This window comes from Streptomyces sp. E2N166, from assembly GCF_003671715.1.
Classification (GTDB): domain Bacteria; phylum Actinomycetota; class Actinomycetes; order Streptomycetales; family Streptomycetaceae; genus Streptomyces; species Streptomyces thinghirensis.
Window position 1 is genome coordinate 682,830 of sequence record NZ_RAIF01000031.1, and the last position, 24,352, is coordinate 707,181.

Annotated in this window: 24 protein-coding genes, 1 tRNA gene and 1 pseudogene; 12 read left to right on the top strand and 14 right to left on the bottom strand. The window is 72.6% G+C overall.

Annotated features, from left to right (window positions below; all coding sequences use genetic code 11):
• Window positions 1-441 (top strand): annotated as a pseudogene (locus tag EBH09_RS25175) (NERD domain-containing protein); the annotation flags it as partial.
• Between the two features lie 13 nt (window positions 442-454).
• Here the strand turns inward: EBH09_RS25175 and ligD are convergent.
• On the bottom strand, window positions 455-1,336 hold the full coding sequence (ligD, locus tag EBH09_RS25180; RefSeq protein ID WP_121749188.1) for a non-homologous end-joining DNA ligase: 882 nt from the start codon (window positions 1,334-1,336) through the stop codon (window positions 455-457).
• Between the two features lie 79 nt (window positions 1,337-1,415).
• On the opposite strand from ligD, the gene EBH09_RS25185 reads away from it, so the two are divergent.
• Complete coding sequence (locus EBH09_RS25185; protein WP_193776520.1) at window positions 1,416-2,582, top strand: Ku protein; 1,167 nt, start codon at window positions 1,416-1,418, stop codon at window positions 2,580-2,582.
• Between the two features lie 33 nt (window positions 2,583-2,615).
• On the opposite strand, the gene EBH09_RS25190 is transcribed toward EBH09_RS25185, so the two are convergent.
• Both EBH09_RS25190 and EBH09_RS25195 read right to left on the bottom strand, forming a co-directional pair.
• Complete coding sequence (locus EBH09_RS25190; RefSeq protein WP_121749190.1) at window positions 2,616-3,272, bottom strand: hypothetical protein; 657 nt, start codon at window positions 3,270-3,272, stop codon at window positions 2,616-2,618.
• Window positions 3,273-3,516: 244 nt separating this feature from the next.
• Window positions 3,517-4,032 (bottom strand): nitroreductase family deazaflavin-dependent oxidoreductase, encoded by a 516-nt coding sequence (locus EBH09_RS25195; protein WP_121749191.1) that lies wholly within the window; start codon window positions 4,030-4,032, stop codon window positions 3,517-3,519.
• A 174-nt stretch (window positions 4,033-4,206) separates the two neighbouring features.
• Here EBH09_RS25195 and EBH09_RS25200 point away from each other — a divergent pair, with 174 nt between their 5' ends.
• Window positions 4,207-4,743, top strand: a complete 537-nt coding sequence (locus EBH09_RS25200) for a MarR family transcriptional regulator (RefSeq protein WP_193776521.1) — start codon at window positions 4,207-4,209, stop codon at window positions 4,741-4,743.
• A gap of 12 nt (window positions 4,744-4,755) precedes the next feature.
• Here EBH09_RS25200 and EBH09_RS25205 read toward each other — a convergent pair whose 3' ends face one another.
• The 10 genes from EBH09_RS25205 to EBH09_RS25250 all read right to left on the bottom strand — a co-directional run bounded on the left by EBH09_RS25205 (window position 4,756) and on the right by EBH09_RS25250 (window position 13,181).
• Complete coding sequence (locus tag EBH09_RS25205) at window positions 4,756-5,502, bottom strand: DUF4142 domain-containing protein (protein WP_121749192.1); 747 nt, start codon at window positions 5,500-5,502, stop codon at window positions 4,756-4,758.
• A gap of 156 nt (window positions 5,503-5,658) precedes the next feature.
• Complete coding sequence (locus EBH09_RS25210; RefSeq protein WP_121749193.1) at window positions 5,659-6,093, bottom strand: PPOX class F420-dependent oxidoreductase; 435 nt, start codon at window positions 6,091-6,093, stop codon at window positions 5,659-5,661.
• Window positions 6,094-6,218: 125 nt separating this feature from the next.
• Complete coding sequence (locus tag EBH09_RS25215) at window positions 6,219-7,151, bottom strand: DUF3152 domain-containing protein (protein ID WP_121749194.1); 933 nt, start codon at window positions 7,149-7,151, stop codon at window positions 6,219-6,221.
• 268 nt (window positions 7,152-7,419) lie between these two features.
• Window positions 7,420-7,755, bottom strand: coding sequence for a TcmI family type II polyketide cyclase (locus EBH09_RS25220; RefSeq protein WP_121749547.1), 336 nt, complete (start codon window positions 7,753-7,755; stop codon window positions 7,420-7,422).
• A gap of 106 nt (window positions 7,756-7,861) precedes the next feature.
• Window positions 7,862-8,341: an SRPBCC family protein gene (locus EBH09_RS25225; protein WP_121749195.1), complete on the bottom strand. Its 480-nt coding sequence runs from the start codon at window positions 8,339-8,341 to the stop codon at window positions 7,862-7,864.
• A 1-nt stretch (window position 8,342) separates the two neighbouring features.
• Window positions 8,343-8,612, bottom strand: a complete 270-nt coding sequence (locus EBH09_RS25230) for an acyl carrier protein (RefSeq protein ID WP_121749196.1) — start codon at window positions 8,610-8,612, stop codon at window positions 8,343-8,345.
• A 74-nt stretch (window positions 8,613-8,686) separates the two neighbouring features.
• Window positions 8,687-9,970 (bottom strand): ketosynthase chain-length factor, encoded by a 1,284-nt coding sequence (locus EBH09_RS25235; RefSeq protein WP_121749197.1) that lies wholly within the window; start codon window positions 9,968-9,970, stop codon window positions 8,687-8,689.
• Window positions 9,967-11,238 (bottom strand): beta-ketoacyl-[acyl-carrier-protein] synthase family protein, encoded by a 1,272-nt coding sequence (locus EBH09_RS25240; protein ID WP_121749198.1) that lies wholly within the window; start codon window positions 11,236-11,238, stop codon window positions 9,967-9,969. The genes EBH09_RS25235 and EBH09_RS25240 overlap by 4 nt, the downstream gene beginning before the upstream one ends.
• A complete protein-coding gene (locus EBH09_RS25245; RefSeq protein WP_121749199.1) occupies window positions 11,235-11,711 on the bottom strand; it encodes a cupin domain-containing protein in 477 nt (158 codons plus the stop codon). The genes EBH09_RS25240 and EBH09_RS25245 overlap by 4 nt, the downstream gene beginning before the upstream one ends.
• A 246-nt stretch (window positions 11,712-11,957) precedes the next feature.
• Complete coding sequence (locus EBH09_RS25250) at window positions 11,958-13,181, bottom strand: SchA/CurD-like domain-containing protein (protein ID WP_121749200.1); 1,224 nt, start codon at window positions 13,179-13,181, stop codon at window positions 11,958-11,960.
• Between the two features lie 367 nt (window positions 13,182-13,548).
• On the opposite strand from EBH09_RS25250, the gene EBH09_RS25255 reads away from it, so the two are divergent.
• Complete coding sequence (locus EBH09_RS25255) at window positions 13,549-15,498, top strand: FAD-dependent monooxygenase (protein WP_121749201.1); 1,950 nt, start codon at window positions 13,549-13,551, stop codon at window positions 15,496-15,498.
• A 221-nt stretch (window positions 15,499-15,719) separates the two neighbouring features.
• On the top strand, window positions 15,720-16,319 hold the full coding sequence (locus EBH09_RS25260) for a patatin-like phospholipase family protein (RefSeq protein ID WP_238697439.1): 600 nt from the start codon (window positions 15,720-15,722) through the stop codon (window positions 16,317-16,319).
• Between the two features lie 27 nt (window positions 16,320-16,346).
• On the opposite strand, the gene EBH09_RS25265 is transcribed toward EBH09_RS25260, so the two are convergent.
• Window positions 16,347-16,418 (bottom strand) — tRNA-Arg (locus EBH09_RS25265).
• A gap of 190 nt (window positions 16,419-16,608) precedes the next feature.
• On the opposite strand from EBH09_RS25265, the gene EBH09_RS25270 reads away from it, so the two are divergent.
• From EBH09_RS25270 to EBH09_RS25300, 7 genes are all read left to right on the top strand, one after another.
• Window positions 16,609-17,088: a response regulator gene (locus EBH09_RS25270; protein ID WP_121749202.1), complete on the top strand. Its 480-nt coding sequence runs from the start codon at window positions 16,609-16,611 to the stop codon at window positions 17,086-17,088.
• Window positions 17,089-17,229: 141 nt separating this feature from the next.
• Window positions 17,230-18,294: an ArgS-related anticodon-binding protein NrtL gene (gene nrtL, locus EBH09_RS25275; protein ID WP_121749203.1), complete on the top strand. Its 1,065-nt coding sequence runs from the start codon at window positions 17,230-17,232 to the stop codon at window positions 18,292-18,294.
• A gap of 18 nt (window positions 18,295-18,312) precedes the next feature.
• On the top strand, window positions 18,313-19,704 hold the full coding sequence (gene lysA / locus EBH09_RS25280; protein WP_121749204.1) for a diaminopimelate decarboxylase: 1,392 nt from the start codon (window positions 18,313-18,315) through the stop codon (window positions 19,702-19,704).
• A gap of 167 nt (window positions 19,705-19,871) precedes the next feature.
• Window positions 19,872-21,164: a homoserine dehydrogenase gene (locus EBH09_RS25285; RefSeq protein ID WP_193776523.1), complete on the top strand. Its 1,293-nt coding sequence runs from the start codon at window positions 19,872-19,874 to the stop codon at window positions 21,162-21,164.
• Window positions 21,165-21,170: 6 nt separating this feature from the next.
• A complete protein-coding gene (gene thrC, locus EBH09_RS25290) occupies window positions 21,171-22,229 on the top strand; it encodes a threonine synthase (RefSeq protein WP_121749205.1) in 1,059 nt (352 codons plus the stop codon).
• Window positions 22,230-22,579: 350 nt separating this feature from the next.
• Entirely contained in the window at window positions 22,580-23,509 is a 930-nt protein-coding gene (gene thrB, locus EBH09_RS25295) for a homoserine kinase (protein ID WP_121749206.1), read from the top strand.
• Window positions 23,510-23,920: 411 nt separating this feature from the next.
• A partial coding sequence (locus EBH09_RS25300) for a Rho termination factor N-terminal domain-containing protein (protein WP_193776524.1) occupies window positions 23,921-24,352 on the top strand: 432 nt, incomplete at its 3' end.

Here is a 24,352-nt window from a genome sequence, read left to right on the forward strand (position 1 = left end):
GCGGGGGCGGCCCTCGACCGCCTCGACGGCGCCGGCTGGCACACCCTGCACTCCGTCCCGCTGCCCGGCGGCGACCGCGTCCACCACCTGGTGATCGGCCCCGGCGGTCTCTTCGCCCTCCACGTGCTGCCCGCCCGCGGGCAGCGGGTGCACATCACCGACCCCCTGGTGGCGCTGGGCCGCCGCGAACCGCTTCCCCTGCTGCGCCGGGTCCGCGCCGACGCCGGCCGGGCCTCCTACGCCCTGACGGCCGAGGTGCATCCCGTCCTCGTCCTCGTCGATCCGGCGAACGTGACCGTCACCGCCCCGCCGCGCTCGGTCCGCGTGCTCACGGGCGCGGAGCTGCCGGACCTGGCCCGCCCGGGCGGGATGCTGAAACCGGCGGACGTGGAAGCCCTGCACGCCATGGCCCGGGACCGCGCCACCTGGACCCGCGTCTGAGGGCCGTCGCGCGTCAGGGCAGGGCCGCCGCCCGCCGCCGCTCGAACAGCGGCGCCAGCAGGTCGCCGTGGTCCCGCACCCGCGGACCGACGTCCTGTGCCCGGAAGACGAACTGCTCCGCCCGCCGGCACCCGGCCACCTCGTCCCAGGTCACCGGCGTGGAGACGGCCGGTACGGACCGGGCCCGCATCGTGTAGGGAGCGGCCGTGGTCTTGCGGGCCGCGTTCTGGCTCCAGTCGACGAACACCTTCCCCGGCCGCAGACTGCGCGTCATCCGGTGCACCACCAGCCGCGGCAGGGCCCGCTCCGCCTCCATCGCCAGCGTCTTCGCGTACTCCGACACCCGCTCCGACGGCGACCCCCGCACCCCCGCCAGCAGATGGAGCCCCTTCGCCCCGGACGTCTTGGCGTACGCCTCGATCCCGTCCGCCGCCAGCCGCTCCCGCAACCACAGCGCGACCTCGCAGCAGTGCACGACGGTCGCGGGCGGTCCGGGGTCGAGGTCGAACACCAGCCGGTCTGCCTCGTCGGGATCGTCCGCGGTCCACTGGTGCGTGTGGAACTCGGTCACCAGGTTCGCCGCCCACATCACGGACGCCAGGTCCTGCACCAGCACCATCCGCGCCGGCCCCTCCGACCGGGGCACCTCGGCCGTGGTGACCCAGTCGGGCGTACCCGGCGGCACGTTCTTGGTGAAGAACACCTGGCCGTCCGGGCCGTCCGGATAGCGCAGGAAGGACACCGGACGGTCCCGCAGGTGCGGCAGCAGCACCTCGGCGGCCGTCGCGTAGTAGTGCAGCAGTTCGCCCTTGGTGAGGCCGGTCGCGGGATACAGCACCTTGTCCAGGTTGCTGAGGGCGACCCGTCGCCCCTCCACCTCTGTGATAGGCGCCATACCATGAGAATCTCATGAAACACGTACAAACCGCCCGACGGTCACGCGGCGGGTCGGCCGAGCGGAAAGGGTGCTGCACGTGCGATCCATCTGGAACGGCGCCATCTCCTTCGGCCTGGTCAGCATCCCCGTCAAGCTGGTGAACGCGACCGAGAGCCACGCGGTGTCCTTCCGCCAGATCCACACGGAGGACGGTGGCCGCATCCGCTACCGCAAGGTCTGCGAGCTGGAGGACCGCGAGGTCGCCCAGGACGAGATCGGCAAGGCCTACGAGGACGCCGACGGCTCGATGATCCCGATCACCGACGAGGACCTGTCCCACCTGCCGATCCCGACCGCACGGACGATCGAGATCGTGGCCTTCGTGCCCGAGGAGCGCATCGACCCGCTGCAGATGGGCTCCGCGTACTACCTCGCGGCGAGCGGCGCGCCCGCCGCCAAGCCGTACACGCTGCTGCGCGAGGCGCTGGGGCGCAGCAACCGGGTCGCCATCGCCAAGTTCGCCCTGCGGGGCCGTGAGCGCCTCGGCATGCTCCGGGTCGTCGGCGACGCCATCGCGATGCACGGCCTGCTGTGGCCGGACGAGGTGCGCGCCCCCGAGGGCGTCGCTCCGGACGCGGGTGTCACCGTCCGCGACCAGGAACTGGACCTCGCGGACGCCCTGATGGACACGCTCGGCGAGATCGACCTGGACGACCTGCACGACGAGTACCGCGAGGCGCTGGAGCAGGTCATCGCCGCGAAGGCCGCCGGTGAGACGCCCCCGGAGGCCCGCGAGGAGGCCGCGCCCGGGAAGGTGCTGGACCTGATGGCCGCGCTGGAGAGCAGCGTGCGGGCGGCGCGGGAGTCACGGCGCGGGGAAGGCGCCGGGCCGGCCGAGGATGCCGAGGTCAGGACCTTGCCGCAGCGCACGCCGTCCCGGCGGACCCCCAAGGAGAGCGGCGGCAAGAAGTCGACCTCGACGGCGGCGAGGAAGACGGCGGCGAAGAAGGCGGAAGCGAAGAAGTCGGCGGCGAAGGGGCCGCAGGGGGAGAAGACGGAGGGGAAGAGGACGGCGGCGAAGGAGACGGAGGCGAAGAAGTCGACGGCCTCCGCCGCCGGGAAGTCGACGGCGGAGTCCGCGCGGCCCGGGAAGAGGACCGCGGCCAAGAACGCCGCCAAGAAGACGACCGGCAAGAGCGCGCCCGCCAGAAGCACCGCCAAGAGCACCGCCAAGAAGACGCCACCGCGCAAGCGCAGCGCCTGACGCCGGCCCGGCGCGAGCGGAGCACGGTGACGCTCAGTTGACGGCCCAGGAGGAGGACGCCCGCGGAACGGTGGACGGGGCGGGTTCGTAGACCGCGGGGCTCGCGTCGCCCGAGGCCGTCGGTGCGAGAGAGGCGGCGGTGGGCAGGACGGGGCTCTCCTCCAGGTGCTGCCCGATCGTGTCGGCCGGTCCGCCGCCCGGGGTGCCGGGGCCGGTGGACAGCTGCGACCACGCGGTCAGGGCGAGGGCGACCGCGGCGGCCGTGCCGATCACCCGGCCGACCCGCCGGAGCCGGGCGCGGCCGTCCAGCGAACGCCAGGCCGGGCCGGTCCACGGATCCTCCGGGTGCCACAGCTCGCCGACCACGCCGGAGGGACGGGCCGCGGGCGAGTCGTCCGTGCCCGTGCCGGCGCCCGTGCCCGTGTCGGCGCCCATGTCCCTGCCGTCCGGGGGCCGGGGGCGCCAATCGGGTGTCCGGTCGCGTGCGGCGGGTTCCCTGATGAGGGCGGAGGCGCGGATGGCGCGCTCGTCGTCCTCCAGGAACTGCCGCCAGACGTACTCCGGCACGGACGGCGTATCGCCGGTCCGGTCGGGCTGACCCGGCTGGTCGGGCTGACCCGGCTGGTCGGGCCGACCCGGCTGGTCGGGCTGTTCCGGCGTCGCGCCGCTGCCCGGCCCGGAAGCGGTCATGATCCCGCTCTTCCTCTCTTCTTGGGCCCGTACGGCGGCCGGGCGGGAGTGGGAGCGGGAGGGGAGCCCGCCGACGGTCGGTGTGCCGTCCTGTGCCGCAGCACCGTTTCGGTGTCACTCCTGGGCGCCGTACGGCAGGCGGCCGCAGGCCGGCCCCCCGTCGGATCATTGCACAGTGCAAAAGGAGATCGCCAGGGGCTCCGGCCGCCCTCTTCCGCCCGCCGTCGAACCCGGGGCCCGATGGTCATGATCGGCGGTCTCCGTCGGCCGCGACCAGCCGCACGAACGGAATGGCCCGTCCGGCCTCACGGAACGACGCCTCGCCGCCGTCCACCGCCAATCCCATGAACGCGCAAAGACGCCGGGCGGTTCCCGGGTGCCGCCGGGCGTACTCCGCCATGATCCCGGCGCCCTCCTCGGCGGGCAGGAAGTGGGCGGTGACGGCGTGGTGGCGGTTGCCGAACTGGATGACCGTCTTGGGCTGCTGACGGAGGTTCCGGTACCAGTCCGCCTTCGGACCGAAGCCGGAGGCGACCGTCCAGCTCCGTCCGTGCGGCCCGCCGGATTCGTAGGCGACCACTTCGAGGACGACCCGGCGGTCCCGGCCGCTGATCCGGCCGGTGTGGTGCAGCAGAAGCAGCCGCTTGCCGAACAGGGGGCCGAGCCCACCGCGGAAGAGGAGGATCGGCAGCCGTGCCGCGGCGCGCCGCCAGCCGACGGGCGGCCGGGGCCGACTGGGTGTCGTGTCCGTGCGTGCCATGCCCACCCTCCTGACTCGGGACTCCACCCCCACCTTTGCACAGGGAAAAGGTGGACGGGCAGTACCCGATGCTCCTTTTGGGCCGGTCCGGTCGCGGCGCGGCCCCTCCGGCCACGCCGTTCCGCCGACTGGTCAGGTGAGTGAGCAGGGACACCGGCGCGGTAAAAAGGACACATGCCGGAGCGTGAGATGCCCGTCGGGGGCCTGGATGATGTCGACGCGGTCACCAAGGCCGTGCTGGCCGCGTCGCGACTGCTGGTGGCCGTCTCCGCGCGGTCGCTCGCCGAGGTGGAGGAAAGGGTGACGCTGCCCCAGTTCCGGATGCTGATGGTGCTCTCCACGAGAGGCGCGACCAAGCTCGTCGCGCTCGCCGACCACCTCCAGGTCGCCCCGTCGACGGCGATGCGCATGGTCGACCGGCTGATCTCGGCCGGGCTCGCCGACCGGCAGACCAACCCCGACAACCGGCGCGAAACCCTGCTCCAGCTCACCGACGAGGGCCGGCGCACCGTCGCGAACGTCAGCGCCCGGCGCCGCGCCGAGGTCGCCGCGATCGTCGAACGGCTCGCGCCGGGCCAGCGGGCGGCGCTGGTGGAGGCGCTCACCGCCTTCAGCGAGGCGGGCGGCGAACCCCTCGCCCCGGCGCCGGACGACCCTCAGCCGCATCCGCTCGGCTGGGCCGCGGACGTCACCGCGGCCCGGGACGCCTGACAGCTCGGGCGGTCACGGGGCCGCCGGCGCGGGGGTGGGCGTCGGGGAGGCCGTGTTCACGTTCAGGTCGGGCCGCGGCTTGAGCACCAGCACCCGCTCGCCCGGCTGCGGCGGGGGCGGGGTGACTTTCTCCCTCGGCAGTTTCGCCGGTCCGGTCTGCTGGAAGGTGACCTGGTCGTACTCGACCAGCCCGGTCTTCTCCAGCACCGTGATGTGGTCCAGGACCGTGTCGTTGGCCAGGTCGGCCAGCTGGCGCACCAGCGTGTTCTTCGTGGTGGCCCGGATCTTGGCGATCGCCGGGAAGATCTGACCGTGGGTCACCCGCATGATGTTGACCGCCGACGAGTCGAACTCCTTGCCGCTCTTGGACTTCACCGTCGCCACGAAGTCCTCCTGCTGCGGGGAGGCCCGGTTGGGCAGCGTGATGCCCAGCTCGGGGGAGATCTCGCGGCACATCGCGTCCAGACCGGCGTGGCCGACGACCAGGTGCTCGCCGGCCGTCTTCATCGCCTTCGACGTACCGCGCTCCATCACGATCTCGCCCAGCGGGTACTCCCACAGCCCGGCGGCCCGCACCTTGACCACGAAGTCACGGTCGGCCTCGGTGAGCGGCCCGAACTTGGTGCTGGCGACGACCCGGTCCTGGTTCCCGTCGGCCTTGTCCAGTCCGAGCATGGCCGGGAAGGCCAGCGCGGTGAGGGTCAGGGTCATCGCACCGAACAGGACGACGACTCCGATCCTGCTGCGGGACAGGCGCATGATGCCTCCAGGGGCGACGCGAGCGACTCGCACTCGACGTACTCGACTCGTACTCGTTCGCCAGGAGGTACGGAAACGGCGGGCGGATCTATCACCGCTGCGGCACAAATCTTGCGGCCCGCCGGCCGCGTCCCTTCGGCCGTTTCCGGTGACGTGTCAGCCGATGTCGGCCCCGTACACGCGCTCCACCGTCATCGTGAGCAGCACCCGGCGGTCGGACACCATCGTCATCCGGTACTCGTCCCAGTCCGGGTGCTCCCCGGCGGCGGCGCGGTAGTACTCCACCAGCGCCTCCACCTCCGGTCCTCGCGGGTCGACGCCCGGCCCGGTGAGGGTCACGACGCCCTCGGCGGTGGCCCAGGACCTGCCGTCCGGGGCGGTCACCTCCAAAGCGGCCCGCGGGTCCCGGCGCAGGTTCGCCGTCTTGGCCAGTCCCTCGCGGGTGGAGACGCGGATGACGTCGGCCTCCGGGTCGTAGGCGGGCATGACGGGGGAGAGCTGCGGGCGGCCGTCCGACTTGATCGTCGCGAGCACGCCCAGCCGGCTCTCCGCCAGCAGGGCGCGGGGGTCGAAACGCGGAGTGGTGGTCATGGGCCGATCATCACCCCTCGCCTCACGCGCTGTCCCGTGAACCCTCCGCCGAACGCCCCCGCCGGGCGTACGACCGAGTGCCCGAGACACCTCGACCGAGTGCCCGGGAAACCTCGGCCGGGTGCTCAGGAGACCGAGGGCCCGCCCAGGTACTCGCCCTCGCGGTCGTAGGGCCAGGCGTTGGCGACGCACCCCTTGAGGCCCTTGATCTGCTGCATCATCGCCGGGGCCGGCAGCCCGGGACCGGGGCAGGTCTCGTGACCGTGGCCGATGCGGTGACCCACCTCGTGGTTGATGATCAGCGCCCGGTAGTCGCCGATCGGACCGTCGAACTGCGGCGAGCCCAGTACCCAGCGCTTGAGGTTCACCACGACGTCCGTGCCGACCGCGCAGTTCACCTCGCCCCGGGTGAGCAGGCCCGCGGCACCGCAGATCTCGTCGACGGTGCCCGGCGTGGCGATCTTCACCACGAAGTCGTACGAGCCCGAGCTGACCAGCCGGAAGGAGTTGGTCCCGTCCGTGGTCCAGCCGCGGCGGTCGGCGAGCACGTCGGATATCTCGGCCGCGGCGGCACCCGGCCGGATGTCGATGCCCTTCTCGACCAGGACCTTGTACCGGCGTACGCGGCTGCCGGTGCCCACGGTCGTGCCGTCGGCCTCGGCGGTGACGAAGGCGCCGGGGCCGGTGGCGGGAATGGCGATGGTGGAGGGGGAGGGCGAGGGCGAGGACGAAGGCGAGGGGGAGGTCTTCGCCGACGGCGACGCGGAGGGGCTCGGTGACCCGGACGGTGTCCCGCCGGTGGCGTCCGGGGAGGCCGTGCGCTCGGCGGCGTCCAGGGCGTCGGCGACATCGGCCGCCTGGTCGTCCGTCACCGGGGGCCGGGTGTCCCGCCAGTACGCGACGGCGGCGCCCGCCGCGAGCAGTACGGCTCCGAAGGTCAGGCCGGCCACGACGGTGCGGGCGGGACCGCGGCGTTTCCGTCTCCGGGCGCGGGACCTGCGCCCGGCACCGTTCGGCTGGGCCCTTCGGCTGGACCGGCGGGCTGTGGATCGGCCCACGGCGTGCGTCCTCTCTGCTGGTCGGCGGGGCGCGCACAGTGGACTCCTGTGTGCTTTTGTGCCCCCAAGATCAAAGCGGAAGGACGTGCGAGAACGTCACAGGACCCCAAGTGGGGCTTCTCACAAGGACGTTTGGTTCCGGCGGTACAACCCTTCGGTGTCCTGGAAGGTCCGCGAGCCACGGTCGTCCCGTCGTGCGCGCACACGTGCGTCGGGGTCGCCCGACGGAAAACGGGCGACCCCGACGCGGTGGGGGAGACGAGGGCCGTCAGCCGACGGAGCTCCGCTCCCAGCGGTAGAAGCAGCGCGCCATCGCGTCCTTCGGACCGCGCCAGGTCGCCGGGTCGTACGCCGAGACGTACGGTTCGAGCCGCTCGCTGACCTGGCGGAACTCCGGGTGCCCGGTCAGGCTGCCGATGGTGGGTGCCGGGTCCTCGTCGCTCTCGATGAGGTGCAGGTACACGCCGTCGCCGAACTCGAAGAGACTGCGCCGGTTGACGCCCACCAGGTGCGGCAGCTCGCCGCTGTCGGACTCGGCGAACACCTTCGCGATGTCCGGCGCCGCGCCCGGTGCCATCCGGGCGACGATCAGGGTGTGGTGCATGGGGAGATGCCCTCCGTCGGTGTCGTTCGGCTGGGCGGTGCCGTTCACCGGCGCCGTCCGGATCGCCGGTGTCGCTCGGTTCGCCGGTGCCGTTCGGTTCGCGGTGTCAGTCGGCGAGCACCGAGGCGGTCCGCCGCTCGCCCGCCGCCTGCTCGATCCGGTCCCGGATCAGGGCCATCTGCGTACGCGAGTTGCGGTTGATGTTGTCCGTCATCCAGGCGTCGTCCACGGGCGCGTCCGGCTTCATCGCGAAGTCCTGAATCCAGCGCATCCGCGTGCCGTCGGCGGTCTCGGTGTACTCCCAGACGATGTTCATGTACTGGAAGGGGCCGGTCTCCACCCGGTGGGCGCGCACGGTGCGGGCCGTCGGATCGGCGACGCGCTCGGAGACCCAGCTCCACACCTTGCCGTCCGCGTCCGGGTGCATGGTGAGCCGGAACGTGACGCGGTCGCCGTCGCGGTCGAGCACGTCCACGGAGGCGTACTCGCTGAACAGCCGGGGCCAGTTGTCGATGTCGTTGGTCATGTCCCAGACCAGCTCCATCGGCGCGGCGATGGTGATCTCGTTGTCGGTGTGGCCTGCCACGTCACACTCCCGTCTTCAGGGCGCCGTTGATCAGCGCGAGGAAATCCGCGGGCGTCTTGCAGCGCTCGGCCTGCTCCGGCAGGCCCAGCCCGTACCGCTTCTCCAGCTCGGCCACGATGCCCAGCAGGCCGAGGGAGTCCAGGCCGAAGGTGTCGAAGCCGTCGTCGGCCTGCTGCCGGAGGGTGACCGGGTCGACGTGCACGCCGGCGGTGCGCTTCATCAGCGCGGCCAGCTCCTCGACGGTCACCTGGTAGTCCAGTTGGTCGGTCATGGGTGTCCTCCTTGACTCGGGTCGGCGCTCGCCCGGAAGCGGCGCTCGGTCGGGATCGGTGTCGGTCGGATCGGTCATCGGTCCGCGGACGGCGCGGCGTCGCCCTGCCGCAGGACGAGCGCCGAGTTGGAGCCCATGAGGCCGCGGCCGAGGATCAGGGCCGTGCGCGGCTCGGCGGGGCGGGCCCGGCCGGCCACCACGTCCAGGTCGTGGCACACGTCGACCACGTGCGGGGTGGGTGGGATCAGCCCGTGCTCCATGGCCAGCACCGCCGTCGCCACGTCCAGCACCGGCGCCGCGCAGTACGCCCGTCCGGTGCCGGTCTTGGGCGCGGTCACCGGCACGCGCCGCGCGTGCGCGCCGAGCGCGTCGGCGAGGGCCAGCGCCTCGGCCCGGTCGGCCTCCGGGACGCCGAGGGCGTCCGCGAACACCACGTCGACCTCCTCGGGCCGGCAACCCGCCTCGGCCAGCGCGCCCTCGATCGCGTGGGCCAGCCCCTGCCGGGACTCCGCCCAGCGGGACGGGCCGGTGAAGGTCGCCGCGTGCCCGGCCACCGTCGCCCGCACCTCCGCGCCGCGGTCCCGGGCCGCCTCCGCCTCCTCCACCACGAGTACGGCACCGCCCTCGGCCGGCGCGAATCCGCAGGCCGCGCTGGTGAACGGGCGGTAGGCGCGGTCGGCCTCGGTGGCCCGGCTCAGCTCCGGGTAGCCCAGCTGGCAGACGATCGAGTACGGGGCGAGCGGTGCCTCCGTCGCGCCGCAGACCACCGTGTCGGTGCCGTTCCGTACGGACAGCGCGGCGTGCGCCAGGGCGTCCAGGCCGCCCGCCTCGTCCGCGGCCACGACCCCGCAGGGGCCCTTGAAGTCGTTGCGGATGGAGATCTGGCCGGTGCTGGCCGCGTAGAACCAGGCGATCGACTGGTACGGGCCGACATACCTGGACCCCTGGCCCCACAGGTTCTGCAGCTCCCGCTGCCCGAACTCGCCGCCGCCCGACCCCGCGGCGGTGACCACGCCGACCGAGAACGGCGACTCGACGTCGGCGCGGCCGAAACGCGCGTCGTCCAGAGCCAGTTGGGTGGCGCTCAGGGCGAAGTGCGTGAACCGGTCGGTCTGGACGAGGTAACGCCCCTCGACCGTCTCGGCCGCGTCGAAGCCGCGCACCTCGCCCGCGACCCGCAGCGGCATGTCCTCGCAGCCCTCCCGGGTGACGGGACCGAGGCTGCTGGTGCCGTCCGCGACCGCCTTCCAGAACGTCTCGACCCCGATCCCGTGCGGGGAGACCACGCCCAGTCCGGTGACGACGGCACGCCTGCGTCCGTCCTGCTGATGGTGCCTGGCCCGTTGTGGTCCGCTCATCGCAGCCCTCCTTCGGAACCGCTCAGTACGACGGCGGACTGGAAGCCGCCGAAGCCGCTGCCCACCGACAGCACGTGCCGCAGCGTCCGCTCCCGTGCCTCGCGCGGCACGTAGTCCAGGTCGCACTCGGGGTCGGGGGTCGTGTAGTTGGCAGTGGGCGGCACCACCTGGTGGGCCATCGCCAGCACGCACGCGGCCAGCTCTATCGAGCCGATCGCACCGAGCGAGTGGCCGACCATGGACTTGATCGAGCTCATCGGTGTCGCGTAGGCGTGCTCGCCCAGCGAGCGTTTGACGGCCGCGGTCTCGTGCCGGTCGTTCTGCTGGGTGCCGGAGCCGTGGGCGTTCACGTAGTCGATGGCGGACCCGTCCAGCTCCGCCATGCCGAGCGCGGTGTCGATGGCCCGCGCCATCTCCAGGCCCTCCTTGGTGAGCCCGGTCATGTGGTACGCGTTGCCGAAGGTGGCGTACCCGGAGATCTCGCAGTACACGTCCGCGCCGCGGGCCCGGGCGTGCTCCAGGTCCTCCAGGACCAGTACCGCGGCGCCCTCGCCCATGACGAAGCCGTTGCGTTCGGCGTCGAAGGGGCGGGAGGCGTGCGCGGGGTCGTCGTTGTTGGGCGAGGTCGCCTTGATCGCGTCGAAGCAGGCCATGGTGATCGGCGATATCGGCGAGTCCGCCGCGCCCGCCAGACACACGTCGACGCGTCCCTCGGCCACGGCGTGGTAGGCGTAGCCCACCGCGTCCAGGCCGGACGTGCACCCGGTGGACACCGTCTGCACCGGCCCGTGCACGCCGAACTCCTCGGCCACGGCCGACGACAGCGTCGCCGGGGTGAAGGCGCGCTCCAGGTGCGGCTGGGCCCGCCGGTCGTCCACGTCCCACCGCGAACCGCGCTCGCTGACGAGGACGTAGTCGTGCTCCAGCCGGGTCGTGCCGCCGACCGCCGTGCCGAGTGTGGCGCCGGCCCGCCAGGGGTCCTCCCGCGCCATGTCGAGGTTCGCGTCCCGCACCGCCTCGGCGGCGGCGACGAGCGCGAACTGCACGTACCGGTCGCACCGCTGGACCGTGGCGAGGTCCAGCCCGTGCTCGGACGGATCGAAGTCGCACTCGGCGGCGATCTGCGAACGCAGCCCGGCCGGGTCGAACAGGGAGATGCGGCGCGTCGCCGTACGGCCGTCGGACAGCAGGCCCCAGAACTGGGGCACTCCGATCCCGCCCGGGGCGACGACGCCTATGCCCGTGACGGCCACCCGACGCCGGGTCATGACACCGCCTCGGCCGCGGTGGCGGGACGCTCGTGCCCGGCGCATCCCGCGTGGTCGTGCTCCCGCTCGTGCGGGAGGGCGTTGCCCGCCGCGTCCTCGGTGTCGACGTGGCCGAGCTCCGGCCGCGGGGCCAGCGGCCCCAGGTGGAAGACGAGGCGCGCCTCGACGTCACCGACGTTGCGGAAGCGGTGGCGCACGTCCTGCGGGATCAGCAGTCCCTGCCCGGTGGCGAGGGAGTGCGGCACCCCGTCCAGGTCCACCTCCAGCCCGCCCTCGGTGACGTACACGAACTCCTCGGAGTACGGGTGGTAGTGCTCGGCGATGCGGTCGCCGGGCTGCACGATGGCCACGCCCATGAAGCCACTGGTCGACCCGGCGGTGGTGGGCGTGAGTAGGGCGCGGAGGTCTCCGCCGCGGCGGCGGTTCGGTGCGATGTCGCCGAGGGAGACGATGCGTACCTGCTGGTCTGTCATGTCGTTCACTCCGGGCTCACTGGAGGTGGTGGGGGAGTCGGGGCGGTCGGGAGTGCCGCGCGGTCCGGCGGGCGCGCCGTCGGGCCCGGCCGGTTGCGTGGTGGGCCGCGTGGTTTCGGGTACGTGGTTCGGACGCGTGCTCGGCCGCCCGGTCCGACCGAGTGGTCTCGGTTCGAGTGGTCGGGCCGTGTGGTCGAGCCGAGTCATCGGGTCGGGCGGTTCGGCCGAGTGGTTCGACCGTGTGGTTCAGGTGGCGGGCGAACGCCGGTCGGTCAGCGGCGTCATACGGGCCCGTGCGAGCAGCTGCGACAGCGTGCGGGTCTCCGTCAGGGGCCCGTCGACGCCGAGGGCGGCCGTGTCCAGCAGCCGCTCGGCCACGGCGACCCCGGCGCCTCCCGTGGCCCCGGGCCCGTCGGCGGGCCCGTGCAGCCCCAGGACGAACGCGAGCGCGTCGTCCGGGTCGCCGTCCATGTCGACGAGCCGTACGACCAGGTCGTCACGGTGGAACACGGTGGCGCCGAGGACCGGGTTGTCCGGTGCGTGCGCCGCGGCCGCGTCCTGGCGGGCCAGCAGCCGGGCCAGTTCCTGACCGGCGCCGGGGCGGGCCGGATAGAGCAGCGCGACGCGTTGCGGGCGACGCGCGTCCGCCTCGTCGGCGGACGCCACGTGGTGGACGGCCGGCATGGCGGCCCGGGTGAAGAACCGCCGGGCGTCCCGGGGGTCGCGGAGGTCGCGCTCCTGCTCCAGATACGGGTTGAGGGCCTCCTCGACGGCCCGCACCGCGGGCTGCCGGGCGACGTGGCGCAGGGCGGTCTGCAGGTCGCCCTGCACCTCCACGGCTCGTACGACCCGGTTGCCGTGCAGGAAGACCGAGGTGCGGAGCAGCCGGCCGGAGTCGTCCACTCGGGCGTCGGGCGGCGTGTAGCCGGCCAGCAGCCGGGCGACCTTCTCCTCACTGCCGGACCGCACGGTGAAGGTCAGGGCGTGCCGCACGACGTTGCTCCCGATCCGGGGAGCGGCCCGCGGCGGCTCACTTGCCGCGGGATGCTGCTCGCCGGCGGTTTCCCGCAGCACGCTGTAGCGCAGGGAATGGGTGTCGCGGACGTAGTCCTGCAACGGCTCGACGGTGTCCAGGTGCTCTTCGCTGTTGACCCAGGCCAGGAAGGGCTCCGCGCTCTCCCACTCACTGGTGAGGAGCCATTGGGTGGGATTGTCCACCGACTGGCACAGCTGGTCGCTCACGTGTCCCTGAACGGCGGCGACCCGGTCGCGGATGCCGTCGTAGGCGTCCAGGAACTCCTGCTGCATTCCGTCGTGGATGTCCAGCATCAGGACGACCCGCACGCGGGATCCGTCGAACGCGGATACCGATACGCCGACCGCGTCCGCGGCCGCCGATGCCGCCGTGGCGTCTGGGGTCATGGCATCTGCCGACACGGTATCCGTCGCTACGACGGGAGAGACCGTCATCCGGCCCACCTCTTCTCCGGGAACTTCCTCGTGGACTGGGGCGATCGCCGCGGCGTGCGCCATTGCTCCGGCGTGGTGCGGCGGTCGCAGTAAGCACGATCGTGAGCCGTGCCCGCGTGGACCGCGAACCAGGAGGGTTAAGCGGGTGAAGCCTGAGCCGCCGCGGGCCGCAGGGGGCATGCATGAAGACTCCCGGCGCACACCTGCCGCGGGGCGAGTCACGCGACGAGGGTCCGACGTACGGAGCGCGCACGTCCGTCACCACCGAGGGACGACGTGCGCCACGACGAAGGACCACGTCCGTCACAACGGAGGACGACGTCCGTCACGACACCGGACGAACGTCCGTCACAACGGAGGACGAACAATGAACGAAAGAGCCGATCGGTCCGGCGGAGCCGCCCCCGGGGGCGGGGTCCACCGCGTCCCGGTCCTCATCGTCGGCGGATCCCTGGTGGGCCTGTCGACCTCGGTCTTCCTGGGGCGGCTGGGCATCCGGCACACCCTGGTGGAGCGCCACGCCGGCACCTCCATCCACCCCCGCGGACGCGGCAACAACGTCCGCACGATGGAGATCTTCCGCGTGTCCGGCACCGAGCCGGACATCAGGAAGGCCGCCGCCACCCTGGCCGAGAACCACGGCATCTTCCAGACGCCCACCCTGGTCGGCGACGCGGGGGAGTGGCTGTTCAAGGAGATGGACGCGGGGGGCGGACTGGCCCGCTTCAGCCCCAGCTCCTGGTGCCTGTGCTCCCAGAACGACCTGGAGCCGGAACTCCTCACCCACGCCACGAACCTCGGCGGCGACCTGCGCTTCGGCACCGAACTGCTGTCGTTCGAGTCCGACGCCGAGGGCGTCACGGCGATCGTGAAGAGCCGGGAGACCGGCGAACACACCACCATCCGCGCGGACTACCTGGTCGCGGCCGACGGCCCCCGCAGCCCCGTCCGCGAGCAACTCGGCATCGGTCAGAGCGGCCCGGGCGACCTCTTCCACAACGTCAGCATCACCTTCCGCTCCCGCCGCCTCGCCGACGTCGTCGGCGACCGCCGCTTCATCGTCTGCTACCTGACCAGCGAGGACGCGGACGGCGCCCTCCTCCCGGTCGACAACCGCGAGAACTGGGTCTTCCACGCCCCGTTCCACCCCGAACAGGGCGAAACCGTCGAGGACTTCACCGACGAGCGCTGCGCCGCCCATATCCGCCGCGCGATCGGCGACCCCGACCTCGACGTCGAGATCACCGGCAGGGCCCCCTGGCACGCGGCCCAGCGCGTCGCCCGCAGCTACCGCTCCGGCCGCGTCCTCCTGGCCGGCGACTCGGCCCACGAGATGTCCCCCACCGGCGCCTTCGGCTCCAACACCGGCATCCAGGACGCCCACAACCTCGCCTGGAAACTCGCCGCGGTCCTGGAGGGCTGGGCCGGCGACGGTCTCCTGGACACGTACGACGCGGAACGCCGCCCGGTCGCGGAGGCCACCAGCGCCCGAGCCGCGGGCCGCTCGGTGGAACACAGCCACCCGGGCTTCACACCACCGCCGGGAATGGCGGGCGCGGGGCCGGCCGGCGGTCCCGGCGGTGGCCCTGCGGGCGGTCCTCCTGCTGGCGGCCCCGGCGGTGGCCCTGCGGGTGGTCCTCCTGCGGGCGGTCCCGGCGGTGGCCCTGCGGGCGGTCCTCCTGCTGGCGGTCCCGGCGGTGGCCCTGCGGGTGGTCCTCCTGCTGGCGGTCCCGGCGGTCCCCCTGCGGGTGGTCCTGCGGGCGGCCCCGGGGGCGGCGAAGCGGGCGGTCCCACGGGCGGGCCGGGTGGCGGTCCCGGCGGAGGCCCGCAGCGCGGCATCCTCAACGTCGCCCTCGGCTACCGCTACCCCCAGGGCGCGGTGGTCGGCGCCGACCCGGGAACGCCGGTCGTCCCGGAGGGCCTGGACCTCACCGGCGCCCCCGGCAGCAGGGCCCCTCACCTCTGGCTCCGCCGCAGCGACGACAGCGGCGCCCGCATCTCCACCCTGGACCTCTACGAGGACTCCCTGGTCCTGCTCAGCGACGCGGCGCAGCCCACCGGCTGGCACGAGGCGGCGACGCACCTGGCGGCCGACATGCGGGTCCCGCTGAAGTCGTACCGCGTGGGCGGAACACCGGAGGCCGACCTGACCCCGGACGACGACGCCACCGACTGGGCCAAGGCCCACGGAGTGACCCGCGGCGGCGCGGTCCTCGTCCGCCCCGACGGTTTCGTGGCGTGGCGCTCCCCGGGCCCGGCCCCGGACCCGGAGTCGATGCTGCGCCAAGTCGTGGGGACGGTCCTGGCCCGCGCGTGACATGACAGCCCTGCCCGACCCACCCCCGAACGTGGACCACTCCCCGGTCACCTGCTGGCGTCCCGCCGGGAGATCAACCGGGGAGTGGTCCCCGTTGTGTGTTGCTGGGAAGGGGCGGGGACGGCGGGCATGGCGGACACGGCGCTGGCGCTGGGCGGAGGAGGTCTGACCGCCTACGCGTGGCAGATCGGCGTACTGGCAGGCCTGGCCGACGTGCCGGCGTGGACCTGGCGGGCGCCGACGTCCTCACCGGCACGTCGGCAGGCTCACTGCCGGCGCCGGACCTGGCGGGCGGATCGGCCCCGGCCGGCCTGTACGCGGAGCGGGTCGAACGCAAACGGACCATGCTGGACGTGGACTTCACCTGCGCGATGACGGTCAAGTACCTGTGGGCCGCACTGGGTTCACGCGACCCGAGGACGGTGGTCGAACGCATCGGCCGACTGGCCGCCCTCACGGTGCGCGACGTCCAGGAGACCGAGGTCTTCGAAGCCATCGCCCCTCAACTCCCGACCCGCACCTGGCCGCAGAAACCCGTACGCCTCTTCGTCGTCGACGCCCTCACCGGCGAACCGACTGCCTTCACCGCAGACAGCGACGTCGACCTGCCGCACACGATGTCGGCCACCTGCGCACCGCCACCCCTCTTCCCTCCGATCACGATCGGCACGGGCCGCTGGAAGGACGGCGGCGTACGCTCCGCGACAGGACGCAGGCGGACCACATCAGGGCCATCTGGCACGACTGAAACGCCCTGGCCCGGCGAGCCGACACCGCTGACACATACGCGAAGACCCCGGCCTCAGCGTTTCCGCTGGTGACGGGGTCTTGGGCACACTTACACAGTGTGCCCCCGGCAGGATTCGAACCTGCGCACACGGCTCCGGAGGCCGTTGCTCTATCCCCTGAGCTACGGGGGCGTGTCAGTCGCGTTCGGTGTTGCTCGCGGCGACGGGTAGAACACTACCAGCTCCCCCGGAGTGGTCATGAACGGGTTTTCGCGGGTCGCGCCGCCTGCCGGGGCGTCAGCCGAGGGGACGTCGTCCCCCGCACGGGGTGGAAGTGGGGAAAACCCGGACGCGGTGGCCGGTCCGGACCTACTCTCGAGTTGTGCCTAGGGCGTCTGGCCGGGTTCTTGTTGTGGACGACAACAAGGTCATCCGGCAGCTGATCAGGGTCAATCTCGAGCTGGAGGGCTTCGAGGTCGTGACCGCGGCCGATGGTGCCGAGTGTCTTGATGTCGTCCATCAGGTGCGGCCCGACGCCGTCACGCTGGACGTGGTGATGCCCCGGCTGGACGGGCTCAGGACCGCCGCCCGGCTGCGTGCCGATCCGCGTACGCGGGACCTTCCGGTCGCCATCGTCAGTGCCTGTACGCAGTACGAGGTCGAGGCCGGGTTCGACGCCGGGGTCGACGCCTTCCTCTCCAAGCCGTTCGAACCCGCCGAGCTCGTCGGGCTCGTACGGCAGTTGGTCGAGCGGAGGGGCCGCGGAGCCGGTGCGGGGAGCGAGGGGGCGGGGTCCTCCTCGGCTTCTCGTCGCGGCGTCCTCGGCTTCGCCGGGGAGAGTGAATCGCCTGCTCAGGCCTAGCCGTCCCGGGTCGTCGGTGCCAGACACGCCCTCACGAGCGGTCCGCTTCGTATGGGTGGGTCCGCGCGGTTTCCGTCCACATCCCGGGACTGCCGCAAACCGGTTCGCCTACCCGCCCCCCTCCTCCCATACGCTTGACCCGTGACCCCCGTAGAGCTCTCCCGCACCGTGCTGCACGCGGTGCGTCGCGCTGTCGACGCGGGTGAGCTGAACGTGACCGTTCCGGCGCGGGCCGTGGTCGCTCCGCCGGGGCCCGGAGGGTGCGGGGACTACGCCACCGGCATCGCCCTCCAGCTCGCCCGGCCGGCCGGGCAGCCGTCCCGCCGGGTCGCCGAGGTGCTGCGGCCGTACCTCGTGGCCGCCGACGGCATCACGGACGTCGTCCTCACCGGGCCGGGGTTCCTCAACATCAGCCTCCGCGGCACCGCGCCCGCCGACCTGGTCGCGCAGATCCTGCGCCACGGGCCCCGGTACGGGCACGGGCACGGGCGTGCCGACGGCACCGGCGGGGAAAGCGGCCGCATCGTGCGGCTGCACTGCCCCCACGAGCTCCGTGCCGTCGTCGTCGCCGAGGCCGCCGCCCGTATCCTGCGCTCCCAGGGCGCCCTCGTCCGCACCAGCTGCACCGCCCCGCCCGAGCCCGGGTGGACCGCCTCCCTCGGCGTGCGCGTCGACGCGGCCGGTCCGGCGACCGCGGCTCTGCCGGTCAACGTCAGGCCCGCCCCGGCCCTCGCCGACCCGCTCCGCCTCGGTCGTGACGCCGGTCGCTGGGCCCTGCTCCACCCCGCCGCCCACGACCGGCCCCGGACCGGTGACGAGCACCTCGTCCAGCGTGAGAGCAATCCGCTCTTCCGCGTGCGCTACGCCCACGCCCGCACCCGCGCCCTCTCCCGCAACGCCGCCGACCTCGGCTTCGCCGCCGAACCCGGTCCGGTGTCCGGCACGGCGCGGGAGCTCCTCGTCGCCCTCGCCGACCACCCGCGCGTCCTCGCCGCCGCGGCGGAGCACCGTGCCCCCGACCGGCTGGCCCGGCATCTCGTCACCGTCGGCGACGCCGCGCTGCCCTTCCTGCCCACGGTGCTGCCGCGTGGCGGGGAGAAACCCTCGGCCGCCCACCGCGCCCGGCTGGCCCTCGCCGAAGCCGTCGGGGCGGTGCTGGCCGGCGGCCTGTCCCTCCTCGGTATCGACGCACCCGACCACCTCTGAGAGAGCACAGAAGACGCCATGAGCCGTTCCGCACACCCCGCCGGGCCCCGTCACGCCGACGTCTTCCCCGAGGGGCACTACTCCGCACCGCCCGCAGACCTCAACGCCCTCGACCCCAAGGTCTGGGCCCAGACCGTCGAGCGGGACGCCGACGGAGTCGTCACCGTCGGCGGGATGGCCGTCACACGGCTCGCCGAGGAGTACGGCACCCCCGCGTACGTACTCGACGAGGCCGACTTCCGGGCCCGGGCGCGGGCCTGGCGTACCGCCTTCGGGACGGATGCCGACGTCTTCTACGCGGGCAAGGCCTTCCTGTCGCGCGCGGTCGTGCGGTGGCTGGACGAGGAGGGGCTGAACCTCGACGTGTGCTCGGGGGGCGAGCTGGCCACCGCGCTCTCCGCCGGAATGCCCGCCGACCGCATCGCCTTCCACGGCAACAACAAGTCGCCGGAGGAGATCGAGCGGGCGGTACGCGCCGGGGTCGGGCGGATCGTGCTCGACTCGTTCCAGGAGATCGTGCGGGTCGCCCACATCGCCCAGTCCCTCGGGGTCCGGCAGCGGGTGCAGATCCGGATCACCGTGGGCGTCGAGGCGCACACGCACGAGTTCATCGCGACGGCCCACGAGGACCAGAAGTTCGGGATCCCGCTGGCCGGCGGGCAGGCGGCGGAGGCCGTGCGGCGGGCACTCCAGCTGGACGGGCTCGAGGTGATCGGGATCCACTCGCACATCGGGTCGCAGATCTTCGACATGTCCGGCTTCGAGGTCGCCGCCCACCGGGTGGTCGCTCTGCTCAAGGACATCCGCGACGAGCACGGGGTCGAGCTGCCCGAGATCGACCTCGGCGGCGGGCTCGGGATCGCGTACACGAGCGACGACGACCCCTGTGAGCCGCACGAGATCGCCAAGGCGCTGACCGAGATCGTGACGCGGGAGTGCGAGGGCGCGCGGCTGCGGACGCCTCGTATCTCCGTCGAGCCCGGCCGCGCCATCGTCGGGCCCACCGCCTTCACGCTCTACGAGGTCGGCACCGTCAAGCCCCTCGACGGGCTGCGTACGTACGTCTCCGTCGACGGCGGCATGTCCGACAACATCCGCACCGCGCTGTACGACGCCGAGTACAGCGTCGCCCTCGTCTCCCGCGCCTCCGACGCCGAGTCCATGCTCGTGCGGGTCGTCGGCAAGCACTGCGAGAGCGGGGACATCGTGGTCAAGGACGCCTTCCTGCCGGGTGACCTGGCGCCCGGTGACCTCATCGCCGTACCGGCGACCGGGGCGTACTGCCGTTCCATGGCCAGCAACTACAACCACGTGCTGCGTCCGCCCGTCGTCGCCGTACGGGACGGCGAGGCGCGGGTCATCGTGCGGCGGGAGACCGAGGAGGACCTGCTGCGTCTCGACGTCGGATGAGGACGCGGCCGCGGCCAGGTGGCGGCCGCCCGCGGGGACGAAAGATCTTTCGTCTTCCGCCCCTGCGAAAATGAAATAAACGTCTCACGATCCGGACGAAAGGCAGAAAATCCCGTCCGGTGCGTGAGACTGGTCCAACCGTAGACGGTATGAGGAAACGAGGTCGGATGATGCGTACGCGTCCGCTGAAGGTGGCGCTGCTGGGCTGTGGAGTGGTCGGCTCAGAGGTGGCGCGCATCATGACGACGCACGCCGACGACCTCGCCGCCCGGATCGGGGCCCCGGTGGAGCTCGCGGGCGTGGCCGTGCGGCGGCCCGACCGGGTGCGGGAGGGCATCGACCCCGACCTCGTCACCACCGACGCCACCGCCCTGGTCAAACGCGGGGACATCGACGTCGTGGTCGAGGTCATCGGCGGGATCGAGCCCGCCCGGACCCTCATCACCACCGCCTTCGAGCACGGCGCCTCCGTCGTCTCCGCCAACAAGGCCCTCCTCGCCCAGGACGGAGCCGCGCTGCACGCCGCGGCGGACGCCAATGGCAAGGACCTGTACTACGAGGCCGCCGTCGCCGGCGCCATCCCGCTGATCCGGCCGCTGCGCGAGTCCCTCGCCGGCGACAAGGTCAACCGGGTGCTCGGCATCGTCAACGGGACGACCAACTTCATCCTCGACGCCATGGACACGACCGGCGCCGGGTACCAGGAGGCGCTCGACGAGGCCACCGCCCTCGGGTACGCGGAAGCCGACCCGACCGCCGACGTCGAGGGCTTCGACGCCGCCGCCAAGGCCGCCATCCTCGCCGGGATCGCCTTCCACACGCGCGTGCGCCTCGACGACGTCTACCGCGAGGGCATGACCGAGGTCACCGCCGCCGACTTCGCCTCCGCCAAGGAGATGGGCTGCACCATCAAGCTCCTCGCCATCTGCGAGCGGGCCGCGGACGGGGCGTCGGTCACCGCGCGCGTGCACCCCGCGATGATCCCGCTCAGCCACCCGCTGGCGAACGTGCGCGGGGCCTACAACGCCGTCTTCGTGGAGTCCGACGCCGCCGGTCAGCTCATGTTCTACGGGCCCGGCGCCGGCGGCTCGCCGACCGCGTCCGCCGTGCTCGGCGACCTCGTGGCCGTCTGCCGCAACCGGATCGGCGGCGCGACCGGACCCGGCGAGTCCGCGTACGCCGCGCTTCCCGTCTCCCCGATGGGCGACGTCGTCACGCGGTACCACATCAGCCTCGACGTGGCCGACAAACCGGGCGTGCTCGCCCAGGTCGCGACCGTGTTCGCGGAGCACGGTGTCTCCATCGACACCGTGCGGCAGTCCGGCAAGGACGGCGAGGCCTCCCTCGTCGTCGTCACCCACCGTGCGTCCGACGCCGCCCTCGGCGGTACGGTCGAGGCGCTGCGCAAGCTCGACACCGTGCGGGGTGTCGCCAGCATCATGCGGGTTGAAGGAGAGTAACCAGCAATGACCCACCAGTGGCGCGGAATCATCGAGGAGTACCGGGACAGGCTGCCCGTCTCCGACAGCACGCCCGTCGTGACGCTCCGTGAGGGCGGCACGCCGCTCGTGCCCGCGCAGGTGCTCTCCGAGCGCACGGGCTGCGAGGTCCACCTCAAGGTGGAGGGTGCCAACCCGACCGGGTCCTTCAAGGACCGCGGCATGACCATGGCCATCAGCAAGGCGAAGGAGGAGGGTGCGCAGGCCGTCATCTGCGCGTCCACCGGCAACACGTCCGCCTCCGCCGCCGCGTACGGCGTGCGGGCCGGGATGGTCTCCGCCGTCCTCGTGCCGCAGGGCAAGATCGCGCTCGGCAAGATGGGCCAGGCCCTCGTGCACGGCGCGAAGATCCTCCAGGTCGACGGCAACTTCGACGACTGCCTCACGCTCGCCCGCGCGCTGAGCGACAACTACCCCGTGGCGTTGGTCAATTCGGTCAACCCGGTGCGTATCGAAGGGCAGAAGACGGCCGCCTTCGAGATCGTGGACATGCTCGGCGACGCCCCCGACATCCACGTCCTGCCGGTGGGCAACGCGGGCAACATCACCGCGTACTGGAAGGGGTACCGGGAGTACGCCGCCGACGGGGTCAGCACGAAGGCGCCGCGCATGTGGGGGTTCCAGGCCTCCGGCAGCGCCCCGATCGTGCGCGGCGAGGTCGTCAAGGACCCGTCGACCATCGCCACCGCCATCCGCATCGGCAACCCCGCCTCGTGGGACTTCGCGCTCGCCGCGCGGGACGAGTCCGGCGGTGCCATCGACGAGGTGACGGACCGTGAGATCCTGCGCGCCTACCGGCTGTTGGCCTCCCAGGAGGGTGTCTTCGTGGAGCCCGCCTCCGCCGCGTCGGTGGCCGGTCTGCTGAAGGCCGCCGAGCAGGGCAAGGTCGACCCGGGGCAGCGGATCGTGTGCACCGTCACCGGCAACGGGCTCAAGGACCCGGACTGGGCCGTCGCCGGTGCCCCCCAGCCGGTCACCGTCCCGGTCGACGCGGCGACGGCGGCCGAGCGGCTCGGACTGATCTGAGAGCCCGGTCCGCGCTGGGCCCGGGAACGCGCCCAGCGCGAGAAGAGGCGTAAGCGGCGCCCAGCCGGGAAGGTCACCTTTGGGAGGGTGCACAGGGGGCTTGCGACACGCATCGTGCGCCTCCTGTGCGCCCTATGTCGCCACAGAACCTTCCTTCGATAGGCTGTACCGAACCCGCCCGCCGCATATGCCGCGGTGCCGCGCCGTCTCCACGGTCGGAAAGCGGCCGGGAGCCGTCGGCCGTTGGGTAGGCAGCGGCCGGTCGCCCGGCAGCCAGTGGCGAACCCGAGGTTCCGTACGTCATCGAATGTCATTCGACAGTCACGCAGCTCAAGGAGAGTCATCAAGCGATGGCCGGTCCAGCGTTCCGCGCCGCCGCCGTCCGGGTGCGCGTCCCCGCCACCAGCGCCAACCTCGGTCCGGGCTTCGACGCCCTCGGGCTCGCGCTGGGTTTGTACGACGACGTGGTCGTCCGGGTGGCCGACTCAGGGCTGCACATCGACATCGCGGGTGAGGGCAGCGAGACGTTGCCGCGCGACGAGAGGCACCTCCTCGTCCGCTCCCTGCGCACCGCCTTCGACCTCCTGGGCGGACAGCCTCGCGGTCTGGAGATCGTCTGCGCCAACCGCATCCCGCACGGCCGCGGACTCGGCTCCTCCTCCGCCGCCATCTGCGCCGGCATCGTGGCCGCGCGCGCGGTGACCATAGGCGGGGAGGCCCGCCTCGACGACGCCGCGCTGCTCGACCTCGCCACCGAGATCGAGGGTCACCCCGACAACGTGGCGGCCTGTCTGCTGGGCGGTTTCACCCTGTCCTGGATGGATTCCGGCGCCGCCCGGGCGATCAGGATGGAGCCCGCCGATTCCGTCGTTCCGGTGGTTTTCGTGCCCGGAAAGCCGGTACTGACGGAGACCGCGCGCGGTCTGCTCCCGCGCAGCGTCCCGCACGTCGACGCCGCCGCCAACGCCGGCCGCGCCGCGCTGCTCGTCGAGGCGCTCACCAGGCGCCCCGAGCTGCTGCTGCCGGCCACCGAGGACCGCCTGCACCAGGAGTACCGCGCTCCGGCCATGCCGGAGAGCGCGGCACTGGTGGAGCGGCTGCGCGGCGACGGCATCCCCGCGGTGATCTCGGGCGCCGGGCCCACGGTGATGGCCCTGGCCGACGCCGACACGGCCGACAAGGTCGAGGCGCTGGCCGGGACGGAATGGGCGGCCAACCGGCTCAGCCTGGACCAGCAGGGCGCGAGCGTCCTGCCTCTGGCAACCTCCAGTGACATTTAGACGCGCACGGTTGCCGGATTTCGAGAGGGGGAATGTTTGTTGGATCCGGTAGTGTTAACCTCAAGTCTGCACCCGACCCCACCATGGCGAGGTGCCTCGTGTCCCCGTCCGGGACAGACATTCTTCCGGGAGCCCCCCAAGCCGCATTGTGTAGTGGACGTCGTACGTGATCAGTACGGCCGACACGGACACTGAGCGGCCCGCCGGGCACGTTTCGGAGCCGGTGCGACCACGCCGCATGACACAGACACTGGGTGCCACGGCTAGGGGAAGCGCCATCACCAGATATCTCTTCCGCCGTTCAGGCGGACCACCGCCCCGGCTCGGTTCGCACAGCAAGGACCGATGCCGGACAGCACAACCGGTCGCCGAGCCAGACAGGCCGACGTCCGCTCCAGGGAAGGACCCTTCGTGAGCGACACCACCGATCTGATGGGCGCACGTGTCGAGGAGACCGCTGCCGCGCCCTCCACGGACGCCTCCGCGCCTGCCACCGGTGCCGGCTCCCGGCGGCGCCGCGGTACCGGCCTCGAGGGCATGGTGCTGGCCGAGCTGCAGCAGGTCGCGTCCGGCCTCGGCATCAGGGGCACCGCGCGGATGCGCAAGAGCCAGCTGATCGAGGTCATCAAGGAGGCGCAGGCCGCGGGCGGAGCCCCCGCCAAGGCCGCGCCCGCCACGGACGCCACCGGCGAGACCAAGCCGAAGCGCCGCAGCACCTCCCGGTCCCGTACGGGCGACGAGGCCCCCGCCGAGAAGGCGGAGAAGGCCGGCAAGGCCGAGAAGAAGGCGGACAAGACGGCCGCCGACAAGGCCGCCGCCCAGCAGCAGATCGACATCCCCGGC